Below are 11,136 nucleotides of genomic sequence, written 5' to 3'. Positions count from 1 at the left end.
GGCAAAACCGCCGGGAATCCTTGAAAACCGGGGCAAAGCGCGGAATGAGTGCTTGGTGAGGGAGGGATGGCATGATCTTCAATCTGGGCTCGATCAACGTCGACTATTTCTACGAAGTTCCGCATCTGCCGCAGCCGGGCGAGACGCTGGCGGCAAAATCCTATGCGACGGGACTGGGGGGAAAGGGCGCGAACATTTCGGTGGCCATCGCCAGGGCCGGAGGACAAGTGCGCCATATCGGAGCTGTCGGGCCCGAGGGGGCCTGGCTAAAAACGCGGCTGGCGGACTACGGGATAGACGTTGCGCACATATCCGAGGTCGACACGGCGACGGGCCATGCCGTGATCAATGTGGACCGCCAGGGAGAGAACGCGATCGTGATCTTCCCCGGCGCGAACCGCAAACAGTCACCCGGGTCAATTGAGGCGGCACTGCAGGATGCGCGCCAAGGTGACATTCTGATGTTTCAGAACGAAACCAACGGCAAGAAATTTGCGGTGGCGCAAGCGCGGGAAAAGGGGCTGCAGGTCGTGTATGTGCCTGCGCCCTACGACGAAATCGCAATGAAGGATGTGCTTTCATACACTCAAATTCTGGTGCTGAATGAAATTGAGTTCAGCCAGATGATGCAGGCCACCGGGCGGGACGTGGCAACGCTTGGGGTTGCAACCATAGTCGTGACGCGCGGGGCCCAAGGGGCGCTGTTGCTGGAGGAAAGCGCCGGTTGGACGGAACGGGCTTTCGCCGCACCCGCAATAGACCCGGTGGATACGACAGGTGCTGGTGATACGTTCGCGGGCTATCTGGCCGCTGGCCTCGATGCCGGGCTGGATGCCGCGGTCGCGGTCCAGCGCGCGGTGTCTGCCTCGGCGTTGCAGGTGACGCGGCGCGGGACCGCGGACGCTATCCCGGACCTGGCGGAGGTTCAGGCCTTTATGCGTCAGGACCCGACGAATGGTGCGTCGTCGCCCCACAGTTGACGGATGCGGGCGTCGCGGCCACACGCCTTGCGATACGCCTTGTAGGCCTTGGCCTGGGTTTTCGGACCGAAGCGGGTGATGATCAGGCGGTCGCCTTTGTAGTAATCCTGGTGATAGTCCTCCGCCTGGTAGAAGTCCGACGCGGGCAGGATCGGCGTCACGATATCCTGCCCAAGAGACGCGGCCGCCTTTGCCTTGGCGGTCTCTGCGGCCTCTTTTTCGGCGTTTCCGTTGACAAAGATCGCGGTGCGGTAACTGTCGCCCCGGTCGCAGAACTGGCCGCCGGCGTCGGTGGGATCGACCGAGCGGAAGAAGAGTGACAAGAGCTCGTCCCTGCTGACCTGCGCGGGATCGTACTCGATCTGTACCGCCTCGTAGTGGCCCGTGCCGCCGCGCACGACCTGTTTGTAGGTCGGGTTTTCCACGGTGCCGCCGGTATAGCCGGAGACGACCTCGCTGACGCCTTCGACGGATTCGAAATCCGCCTCGACGCACCAGAAACAGCCGCCGGCCACCGTGAGCGTTTCGGTTTCGGCGGCCTTGGCGGCGTTGGTCTGGACACCGAAGCCGACGGCGATGGATATGGCGAGCACGGTCGCCTTGATGTTTCGCAGATGGTGCATGGCACAGCCTCCCTTTGGTCAGGGTCAAACTGCCGCGCTTCGGCAGCTGTTCCAACTCACCACGCCGTGAGGTCACGGGCCGGTGATGCGAATTTACCCCTTGGCACCGAAATTGCCTGTTCCTAGCGTGTGCTGAAACAAATCGCGGGGCGGTTTGTAACAAAGCGAAAGGGCGACGGGTATGGCAGAGCATCAGACGACACACCAGGCGGAAGAGGATGCGCGGAACGAGGACATCCTGATCTGGCTGAACGGGCGGATCGTGCCGAAGGCAGAAGCGCTGGTCAGTGTCTATGACAGCGGCTTCATGCTGGGCGACGGGGTGTGGGAAGGTCTTCGGCTGTATGACGGGACGTGGGCCTTTGTCGATGAGCATCTGGATCGGTTGTTCGAGGCGGCGAAGGCGATTGACCTGGATATCGGCCTGTCGCGCGAGGAGGTGTTGCAAGCCATTCTGGACACGCAGAAAGCTAACGACATGACAAGCGATGCCCATGCACGCCTGATGGTGACGCGGGGCGTCAAGACGCGACCGTTCCAGCACCCGAGCCTGTCGCGGCAGAGGCCGACGGTCACGATCATCATGGAGCATTCGCGCCCCAAGATTGCGCGGCCCATACGGCTGGCCACTGTGCCTCATCTCCGGGGCCTGCCGATGACGCAGGACCCGAAGCTGAATTCGCATTCCAAGCTCAACTGCATCCTGGCCTGCATCGCCGCGGAAAAAGCGGGTGCGGACGAAGCCTTGATGCTGGATGTGCATGGGTTCGTGAACACGACTAATGCCTGCAATTTCTTTATCGTTCGTAAAGGGGCCGTTTGGACCTCGACCGGGGACTATTGCATGAACGGGATCACGCGGCAGAAAGTCATCGACCTGTGCCGGGAAAACGGCATTCCGGTTCACGAGCGGAATTATTCTCTGGTGGATACCTATGGCGCGGAGGAGGCGTTTCTGACCGGCACATTCGGCGCGCAGACGCCGGTGAGCGAGATCGACGGGCGGCCCATTGGCGATGGCGAGGCCGGGCCGGTGACGAAGCGGATCCAAGCGCTTTACAAGGACCTGATCGCCAAGGAATGCGCCTGATGCGGATCGCGATGTGGTCGGGGCCGCGCAACCTGTCGACGGCGATGATGTATGCCTTTGCGGCGCGGGGCGATTGCGCCGTGATCGATGAGCCGTTCTATGCCGCCTACCTGACGATGACAGGGCTGGAGCACCCGATGCGGGACGAGATCATTGCCTCGCAACCGTGTGATCCTGCGGATGTGGTCGCCGGGCTGATGGGGCCTATCCCACAGGGAAAGCAGCACTTTTATCACAAGCACATGGCGCAGCACATGATAGACGGCGTGCCGCGCGACTGGATCCGGGACGTGGTGAACGTGTTCCTGATCCGGCATCCGGCGCGGGTGGTGGCGAGTTTTTCCGCCAAGTACGAAAAGCCCACGCTGGACGATATCGGCTTTCGTCAGCAGGCGGAGCTGTTCGACCAGGTCAAGGCGCTGGGTGGCGATCCGGTGGTGATCGACAGCGCCGATATCCGGCGCGATCCCGAGGGGCACTTGCGGGCCTTGTGCGACCGGATCGGGTTGGAATGGACGCCGGACATGCTGCGCTGGCCCAAGGGCGGGCACGCGGATGATGGGGTCTGGGCCAGCCACTGGTACGGGGCTGTGCACGGCTCGACCGGGTTCGCATCGGCCGAGGGAGAGGTGCCGGAACTGACCGGGTGGAAGGCTGATCTGTCCGCCGCCGCGATGCCCTATTACGAGGCGTTGCGCGGGGAAGCGGTTAACGCACCGTATCAGGGTTAACGGGCGAATCAGAGCCTGATTTGGCATGTCGGTATCGCGTCGGTATTTCAGTGGTATCGCGACGGTGCCGATTTTGCAGAACGCCGTGGTGAACGGGCCGAACGCGCGTCGGCCCGTCTGAGTTGCCGCGCCTAGCCTTTCAGGCGCCGATTGCGCGCGGCGAGAAGTTTCAGGCGCAGGGCATTCAACTGAATGAACCCTGCGGCGTCTTTCTGGTCGTAGGCGCCGGCGTCTTCCTCGAAGGTCACGTGGGCCTCGGAATAGAGCGAGTGATCGGACCAGCGACCGACGCAGGTGACCGACCCTTTGTAAAGCTTTAGCCGTACGGTGCCGGTGACGTGTTCCTGGCTTTTGTCGATGGCGGCTTGCAGCATCTCGCGCTCGGGGCTGTACCAGAAGCCGTTGTAGATGAGCTCGGCGTAGCGGGGCATCAGGCTGTCCTTGAGGTGGCCCGCGCCGCTGTCGAGCGTGATCTGCTCTATGCCGCGATGCGCCTCGAGAAGGACCGTGCCGCCGGGGGTCTCGTAGATGCCGCGGGACTTCATGCCGACGAAGCGGTTTTCGACGAAGTCGAGTCGACCGATGCCATGCTTGCCGCCCAGCTCGTTGAGCCTGGTCAGGATCGTGGCGGGGGACATGGCCTCGCCGTTGATCGACACGGCGTCGCCCTTTTCGAACCCGATCTCGACGAGTTCGGGGACGTCGGGCGCATCCTCGGGGTTCGTGGTGCGCTGGTAGACGTAGTCGGGTGCCGGCTCGGCGGGGTCTTCCAGCACCTTGCCCTCGGATGAGGTGTGCAGGAGGTTGGCGTCCACGCTGAACGGCGCCTCGCCGCGCTTGTCCTTGGCAATGGGGATCTGGTTCTTCTCGGCGAATTCGATCAGGCGGGTGCGCGAGGTCAGGTCCCATTCGCGCCAAGGGGCGATGACCTTGATATCGGGGTTGAGCGCGTAGGCGGCCAGTTCGAACCGGACCTGGTCATTGCCCTTGCCGGTGGCGCCGTGGGCGACGGCATCGGCGCCGGTCTCGGCCGCGATCTCGACAAGGCGCTTGGAAATGAGCGGGCGCGCGATGGAGGTGCCGAGCAGGTACTGGCCCTCGTAGAGCGCGTTGGCGCGGAACATCGGGAAGACGAAATCACGGACGAATTCCTCTCGGATATCCTCGATGTAGATATTTGCGGGGTCGATGCCCAGAAGCTCGGCCTTTTTGCGGGCCGGGTCGAGCTCTTCGCCCTGACCGAGATCGGCGGTGAAGGTCACGACCTCGCAGCCGTATTCGGTTTGCAGCCACTTGAGGATGATCGACGTATCGAGGCCGCCGGAATAGGCCAGCACGACTTTCTTGGGCGCGGACATCTTGGTACCCCTTTGCATGATGTTGCAGGGGCGATTACCGGGTTTTCACAGGCGGGGCAAGGCGGCGGAGGCTTGTCACGCGGGCCGCGATGAGCGAAGGACGGGGCATGAGCGATTTCCGAACCAAGGCCCGGGCCGCCGAGGCCGAAATGCGCGCCGTCTTCGAGCCGACGCCGCTGCAGCGCAATGCGCACCTGTCCGACAGGTACGGCGCGGAGGTGTACCTGAAGCGCGAGGATCTGAGCCCGGTGCGAAGTTACAAGCTGCGTGGGGCGTTCAACGCGATGCGCAAGGTGATGGCGGCGGGCGAGGATGCGCCGGTGTTCGTTTGCGCCAGTGCCGGCAACCATGCGCAGGGCGTGGCCTTCATGTGCCGGCATTTCGGGGTGAAGGGCGTGATCTTCATGCCGGTGACGACGCCGCAGCAGAAGATCGGCCAGACGCGCAAGTTTGGCGGCGATGCAGTGACGATCCGCATGGTTGGGGACTATTTCGACGACACGCTGGCCAAGGCGCAAGCCTATTGCGCCGAGGTGGGCGGGCATTTCCTGTCGCCGTTTGACGACGAGGACGTGATCGAGGGGCAGGCGTCGGTCGCGGTGGAAATCGAGGCGCAGTTGGGCGTGGTGCCGGACCGGATCGTGCTGCCGGTGGGCGGCGGGGGCCTGTCGTCGGGCGTGCGCAGTTATTTCGGGCCGGAGGCGAACATGGTGTTCGTGGAGCCGATGGGCGGCGCTTGTCTTGCCGCCGCGTTGCAGGCCGGGGCGCCTGTGCGGCTGAAATCCGTGAACACCTTTGCCGACGGGGCGGCTGTGGCGCAGATCGGGGCGCGGACGTTTGAGCGGTTGCGCGATGTGGATTCCGCAAGCGTTCTGGCCGTGGCCGAGGATCGGGTCTGCACCACGATGCTGGAGATGCTGAACATCGAGGGCATGGTGCTGGAACCGGCAGGTGCGCTGGCGGTGGATGCGCTGAAGGACCTGGATATAAGCCCCGGCGAGAAGATCGTCTGCGTGACCTCGGGCGGGAATTTCGATTTTGAACGCCTGCCGGAAGTGAAGGAGCGCGCGCAGCGGTTCGCGGGGCTGAAGAAATACTTTGTGCTGCGGATGCCGCAGCGGCCCGGGGCGCTGAAGGACTTCCTGACGATTCTGGGGCCGGACGACGATATCGCGCGGTTCGAGTACCTGAAGAAATCGGCGCGCAATTTCGGCTCGGTCCTGATCGGGATCGAGACCAGTGACGCGGCCAATTTCCAGAGGATCGAGGCGGAGATGACCGCGGGCGGGTTCGAGCACCGCGATATCACCAATGACCAGATCCTGGCGGAGTTCCTAATTTGAGGTGAGGCGGGGCAGTTCGCCCAGGAACTCGGTCTTGGACGAGGTGTAGGTCTCGACGATATGGGCGAGGTCGATATCCGTGGCGTCGCCGCGGGCGGCCGTGAGTTCGCCATCCTTGCAGAGCTTGGAAAAGTCATCGAAGCCGAGGTTGAGCGCGCTGCCCTTGAGAAAATGCAGCTTGGCCTCGAGCGTTTCGGGGGCGGGGTTGGCGCGAAGCTCGGCAATCTCCTCCTCGACCTCCTCGAGGAAGATCTCGACCACCTCGTCAAAATCCTCGGGCCCGATTTCGTCGCGCAACTGGGTCACACGGTTCCAATCGATCATGGCAGCCTCCTTTCTGCCGGACGCTAGGGGCACTCGATTAAAGGCCGGTGAAGGGCCGGGGCGAATTAGGCGGCATTTTAGGCTTCACATGGCATTAAGGGGGGCGTGGTTGCATATGGGTCAAAACGCATAGGCAAGACCCGTGTCGGCCCACCCCAGCAAGGCGATAGATCCGCCGCCCGATCAGATGAGCATACGCCGTGTGCTGGTTGTCGATGACAGCCGGTTGCAGCGGCGCATCATCAACGCGGCCCTGTCGCGGCTGGGGCTGGACGTGGTCGAGGCGGGGTCGGGGACCGAGGCGCTGGCGATTTGCGAGGCGGCGCCGCCGGACCTGGTGATCAGCGACTGGATGATGCCGGGGATGAACGGGCTGGAGCTGTGCCGCGCGTTCCGGGCGCTGCCGCGAGAGGATTATGGGTATTTCATCCTCGTCACCTCGAAAAGCGAAAAGGAAGAGGTGGCGCTGGGCCTCGATGCCGGGGCGGACGATTTCCTGACGAAGCCGATCAACCCGGGCGAGCTGCGAGCCCGGATCGCGGCGGGGGACCGGATCGTGCGGATGCAGCGCGAGCTGAGCGAGACAAACCGGCTGGTGCGCGAAACGCTGGCGGAATTGCAGGCGCTTTACGATTCGCTCGACAGTGACCTGATCGAGGCGAAGAAGCTGCAACAGTCCCTGATTTCCGAACGCTACCGCGAGTTTGGCCCGGCGCAGGTGTCGTTGCTGTTGCGCTCTGCGGCGCATGTGGGAGGCGACCTGGTGGGGGTCTTTCCGGTCAGCGAGACGCGGATCGGTCTTTATGCGATAGACGTGTCGGGGCATGGCGTGAGTTCGGCCCTGATGACGGCGCGGCTGGCGGGATACCTGTCGGCCACCACGCCCGAGCAGAACGTGGCGCTGGTGCATGGCCCGGATGGGTTTCTGCCGCGGCCGCCGAACGAGGTGCTGGCGGACCTGAACCAGATGTTTCTGGGTGAAATAGAGACTGAACTTTATTTCACGATGCTCTTGGCCGATGTCGATCTTGCCACCGGGCGCGTGACCATGGCGCAGGCGGGGCACCCGTGCCCGGCCATCCAGCGCGCCGACGGGCGGGTCGAGATAAACGGGCCGGGGGGCCTGCCCGTGGGGCTGATCGACGGCGCGACGTATGACGCTTTCGAGGTGCAGCTGTATCCCGGGGACCGGCTGTTGCTGCATTCGGACGGGGTGGACGAATGCGCGGATCGCGCGGGCAGGCTGCTGGGCGAGGACGGGGTGCGGCGTATCCTGCGCGAGCTGCGCCAGACCGAAGGCATGGCGTTGCTGGAATCGGTGATCTGGAAGCTGGCGGAGTATGCCGGGCGCGACGATTTCGACGACGACGTGTCGGCGGTGCTGCTGGAGTTCAGGCCAGTCGGAAAAGCGCCCTGACGAAGTGCCCGTCGCCGGGATTGCCGACATGGCGCGCGGCGGTTTCGGGATCGGCGAAAAAGGCGGTATGGCCGGGTTCGGACGGTGCCGAGAGGGGCCGCACCGGGCGGGCGTGGTAGATGATGCAGATCTTGTCGGCCCAGAGATCGTATTCCGGCATGTAGACGAAGCGGCGGAACGACCCCAGCCGCCGGGGCGCGGCAATGCGCCAGCCGGTTTCCTCGAACACTTCGCGGTGCAGGGCCTGCAGGGGCGATTCGCCGGGGTCGATGCCGCCGCCGGGCAATTGCATCTCGGGCTTGGGCTCTTCCTGCCAGGTCAGCAGCAGTTTTCCGTTGCGCGGCAGGATGGCGTAGGCGCCGGGGCGCGCGGTGTATCGGATGTCGGGCCTTGGCGGCTTGCCGAAGCGTCGCATGGCGCGGCCCCCCTTGGAGTATGCCTTGTTGCGCATATATAGTCGCGATATGCCAAGAACGGGCGCACAAGAAAACCCCCCAAAGGATACGCGATGACACTCGGCCAGAAGATCGCCTGGGACGATACCGTCCTGCCATTTCAATTGGACCAGTCGGACGTGCGCGGCCGCGTGGTGCGGCTGGACGGTGTGCTGGATGGTGTGCTGAAACAGCATGATTACCCCGCGCCGGTGGAGGCGTTGATCGCCGAGATGGCGTTGATGACGGCGCTGATCGGACAGACGATCAAGCTGCGCTGGAAGCTGTCTTTGCAGGTGCAGTCACAAGGCCCGGTGCGGATGATCGCGACGGATTACTTCGCCCCGTCCGAGGATGGCGAGCCCGCGAAGATCCGCGCCTATGCCAGTTTCGACCCGGAGCAGATTACCGATGCCACGCCGTTCGAGCAGATCGGCGAAGGGTATTTCGCGGTGATTCTGGACCAGGGCAAGGATACCGCGCCCTACCAGGGAATCACGCCGATTGCGGGCACGCGTCTGAGCGATTGCGCCGAGGCCTATTTCGCGCAGTCCGAGCAATTGCCGACGCGGTTTGCCCTGAGCTATGGCCGTTCGACCGAGGGCGACGGGCGCGAGCACTGGCGCGCGGGCGGCGTGATGATCCAGATGATGCCCAAGGCGTCGCCCTTTGCCAGCGGTGGCGGAAGCGGCGAAGACGGGCTGCTGTCGGCCTCGGATATCCTGGATGAGGATGGCGAGGAAAACTGGAACCGCGTAAACACCCTGCTGGATACGGTCGAGGACCTGGAACTGATCGGGCCGTCGGTGTCGTCGACCGACCTGCTGGTGCGTCTGTTTCACGAAGAAACGCCGCGCGTCTTCGACGTTCAGCCGGTGCGCTTTGGCTGTACCTGTTCCGAGGAGCGGTTGCGCAACAGCCTGTCGATCTATTCGGCCAAGGATATCGGGCACATGACCACCGACGAGGGCACGGTCACCGCCGATTGCCAGTTCTGCGGGGCGCATTACACGCTCGACCCGGCGACGCTGGGTTTCGAGGCCGAGGCGAAGGGCGATGACGAGTGACCTGATTGCGACCCTGCGCGGCGCGTTGCAGGGCGACATGGCGCCGTCGTCGGATTACGATCTGAACCCGGATGTGGTACTGCCGGAGGGGCGCAAGCTGCGGCCCGCCGGGGTGCTGGTGCCGATCGAGGTGACGGAAGCGGGCACCCGGCTGTGGCTGACCAAGCGGTCCTCGGCCTTGCAGCATCATCCGGGGCAGGTGGCGTTTCCCGGTGGCAAGCAGGAGGACGGTGACGCCGATATCGTGGCCGCCGCCCTGCGCGAGGCGCACGAGGAGATCGGGCTGGACCCGGACAAGGTGGAGGTCCTGGGCACGTTGCCGCCGCACGAGACGGTGACGAGTTTCCACGTGACGCCGGTGATCGGGGTGATCTCGACGCCGTTTTCGCCGGTGCCCGAGGCGGGCGAAGTGGAGGAAGTGTTCTCGGTTCCGTTGGAGCACGTGTTGGAGTTGGGCCGGTTCAGGGTCGAATCCCGGCGTTGGCGCGGGACGCGGCGGCATTATTTCACGGTGCCGTATGGCCCCTATTACATCTGGGGCGCGACCGCGCGGATGTTGCGCGCGATGGCCGAGGCTGTACGCTTGGGCGCATGACCCTGACAGGTGACTGGATCGACGCGGGCGAGACGCAGGACGTGTGCCGGATGCTGGAGGCAGCCGGGCATCGCGCCCTGTTGGTCGGCGGCTGCGTGCGAAACGCGCTGATGGGCGTGGCGGTGAACGACATCGACATCAGCACGGACGCGCGGCCAAATGCCGTTGTCGCGCTGGCAGAGGCGGCGGGGATGAAGCCGGTGCCCACGGGCATCGAGCATGGCACGGTGACGGTGGTCTGCCGGGGCGTGCCCTTCGAAGTGACGACCTTTCGCAAGGATGTGGAGACGGACGGGCGGCGCGCCGTGGTCGCCTTTGCCGATGACGTGGAAAGTGACGCGCGGCGGCGGGATTTCACGGTGAACGCGCTCTATGCGACGCGAAAGGGTGAGGTAATCGACCCGCTGGGCGGGTTGCCGGATATCGCGGCGCGGCGCATCCGGTTCATCGACGATGCCGAGACGCGGATACGGGAGGATTACCTGCGCATCCTGCGGTTCTTTCGCTTTCACGTGGCCTATGGGGACCCTGCGGGGGGTCTGGACCCGGACGGGCTGGCGGCCTGCGCGGCGCTGGCGGACGGGATCGACGGGCTGTCGAAAGAGCGGATCGGAGGGGAGATGGTCAAACTGCTGGCGGCGCGCGACCCTGCGCCGTCGGTCGCGGCGATGCGGCAGGCGGGCGTTCTGACGCGTGTCCTGCCTGGATCCGATGACCGGGCCCTGGCGCCGCTGGTCCATCTGGAAGAGATGCACGGGTTTGACCCGGACGCGATGCGGCGGCTGGCGGCGCTGGGTGGGGACAATCCGGCCGACGCGCTGCGCCTGAGCCGGAAGGATGCGCGGCGGCTGGAGGGTCTGCGCAACGAGGCCGCGGGCCCGCAGCCGCCCGAGGCGCTGGGGTATCACTACGGGGCGGAGACGGCGCGGGACATCGTGCTGTTGCGCGCCGCGCTGTTCGAGCTGCCGGTTCCGCGTCACGCCTTTGCCGCCGCAGAGTTGGGGGCGAACGCGGTGTTTCCTATCAACGCGCAGGACCTGATGCCGGCGCTGGAAGGTCCCGCATTGGGCAAGGCCCTGAAAGAACTGGAGGATGCGTGGATCGCGTCGGGGTTTGCGCTCGACCGGCAGGCGCTGCTGAAACTGGCGACATGAAAGGGTCATTTGACTTCGCC

The 11,136-nt window shown here is 64.5% G+C and carries 12 protein-coding genes; 8 read left to right on the top strand and 4 right to left on the bottom strand.

From position 1 onward, the window contains the following. Positions 1 to 71: 71 nt before the first annotated feature. The gene (locus FIU85_RS11525) at positions 72 to 980 is read left to right on the top strand and encodes a ribokinase (protein ID WP_152496991.1); all 909 of its coding nucleotides are present in this window, start codon (positions 72 to 74) and stop codon (positions 978 to 980) included. On the opposite strand, the gene msrA is transcribed toward FIU85_RS11525, so the two are convergent. Beyond that, positions 941 to 1,603, bottom strand: coding sequence for a peptide-methionine (S)-S-oxide reductase MsrA (gene msrA / locus FIU85_RS11520; protein ID WP_152496990.1), 663 nt, complete (start codon positions 1,601 to 1,603; stop codon positions 941 to 943). The genes FIU85_RS11525 and msrA overlap by 40 nt on opposite strands. Before the next feature lie 181 nt (positions 1,604 to 1,784). Between msrA and FIU85_RS11515 the strand changes: the two genes are divergently transcribed. Then, positions 1,785 to 2,693: a D-amino acid aminotransferase gene (locus FIU85_RS11515; protein WP_152496989.1), complete on the top strand. Its 909-nt coding sequence runs from the start codon at positions 1,785 to 1,787 to the stop codon at positions 2,691 to 2,693. Then, on the top strand, positions 2,693 to 3,424 hold the full coding sequence (locus tag FIU85_RS11510; RefSeq protein WP_152496988.1) for an HAD family hydrolase: 732 nt from the start codon (positions 2,693 to 2,695) through the stop codon (positions 3,422 to 3,424). Before FIU85_RS11515 ends, FIU85_RS11510 begins: the two co-directional genes overlap by 1 nt. A gap of 131 nt (positions 3,425 to 3,555) precedes the next feature. Here FIU85_RS11510 and FIU85_RS11505 read toward each other — a convergent pair whose 3' ends face one another. Next, the gene (locus tag FIU85_RS11505; protein ID WP_152496987.1) at positions 3,556 to 4,782 is read right to left on the bottom strand and encodes an argininosuccinate synthase; all 1,227 of its coding nucleotides are present in this window, start codon (positions 4,780 to 4,782) and stop codon (positions 3,556 to 3,558) included. 107 nt (positions 4,783 to 4,889) lie between these two features. On the opposite strand from FIU85_RS11505, the gene ilvA reads away from it, so the two are divergent. Further along, the gene (ilvA, locus tag FIU85_RS11500) at positions 4,890 to 6,125 is read left to right on the top strand and encodes a threonine ammonia-lyase IlvA (protein ID WP_152494267.1); all 1,236 of its coding nucleotides are present in this window, start codon (positions 4,890 to 4,892) and stop codon (positions 6,123 to 6,125) included. Here the strand turns inward: ilvA and FIU85_RS11495 are convergent. Next, positions 6,117 to 6,449 (bottom strand): Hpt domain-containing protein, encoded by a 333-nt coding sequence (locus tag FIU85_RS11495; RefSeq protein WP_152496986.1) that lies wholly within the window; start codon positions 6,447 to 6,449, stop codon positions 6,117 to 6,119. The genes ilvA and FIU85_RS11495 overlap by 9 nt on opposite strands. A gap of 187 nt (positions 6,450 to 6,636) precedes the next feature. Here FIU85_RS11495 and FIU85_RS11490 point away from each other — a divergent pair, with 187 nt between their 5' ends. Further along, positions 6,637 to 7,866, top strand: a complete 1,230-nt coding sequence (locus FIU85_RS11490) for a PP2C family protein-serine/threonine phosphatase (RefSeq protein WP_152496985.1) — start codon at positions 6,637 to 6,639, stop codon at positions 7,864 to 7,866. Here FIU85_RS11490 and FIU85_RS11485 read toward each other — a convergent pair. Next, a complete protein-coding gene (locus FIU85_RS11485; RefSeq protein WP_152496984.1) occupies positions 7,841 to 8,281 on the bottom strand; it encodes an NUDIX hydrolase in 441 nt (146 codons plus the stop codon). The two genes, FIU85_RS11490 and FIU85_RS11485, sit on opposite strands and share 26 nt — an antisense overlap. 93 nt (positions 8,282 to 8,374) lie before the next feature. On the opposite strand from FIU85_RS11485, the gene FIU85_RS11480 reads away from it, so the two are divergent. Genes FIU85_RS11480 through FIU85_RS11470 form a run of 3 tightly spaced genes read left to right on the top strand, consistent with a single transcriptional unit; the run spans position 8,375 to position 11,116 of the window. After that, complete coding sequence (locus tag FIU85_RS11480; protein ID WP_152494271.1) at positions 8,375 to 9,367, top strand: Hsp33 family molecular chaperone HslO; 993 nt, start codon at positions 8,375 to 8,377, stop codon at positions 9,365 to 9,367. After that, the gene (locus FIU85_RS11475; protein WP_152496983.1) at positions 9,357 to 9,962 is read left to right on the top strand and encodes a CoA pyrophosphatase; all 606 of its coding nucleotides are present in this window, start codon (positions 9,357 to 9,359) and stop codon (positions 9,960 to 9,962) included. Before FIU85_RS11480 ends, FIU85_RS11475 begins: the two co-directional genes overlap by 11 nt. After that, positions 9,959 to 11,116: a CCA tRNA nucleotidyltransferase gene (locus tag FIU85_RS11470; RefSeq protein WP_152496982.1), complete on the top strand. Its 1,158-nt coding sequence runs from the start codon at positions 9,959 to 9,961 to the stop codon at positions 11,114 to 11,116. Before FIU85_RS11475 ends, FIU85_RS11470 begins: the two co-directional genes overlap by 4 nt. Positions 11,117 to 11,136 lie beyond the last annotated feature (20 nt).

This window comes from Roseovarius sp. THAF8 (assembly GCF_009363735.1).
GTDB lineage: Bacteria > Pseudomonadota > Alphaproteobacteria > Rhodobacterales > Rhodobacteraceae > Roseovarius.
This window is presented reverse-complemented; position numbering and strand designations above follow the sequence as displayed.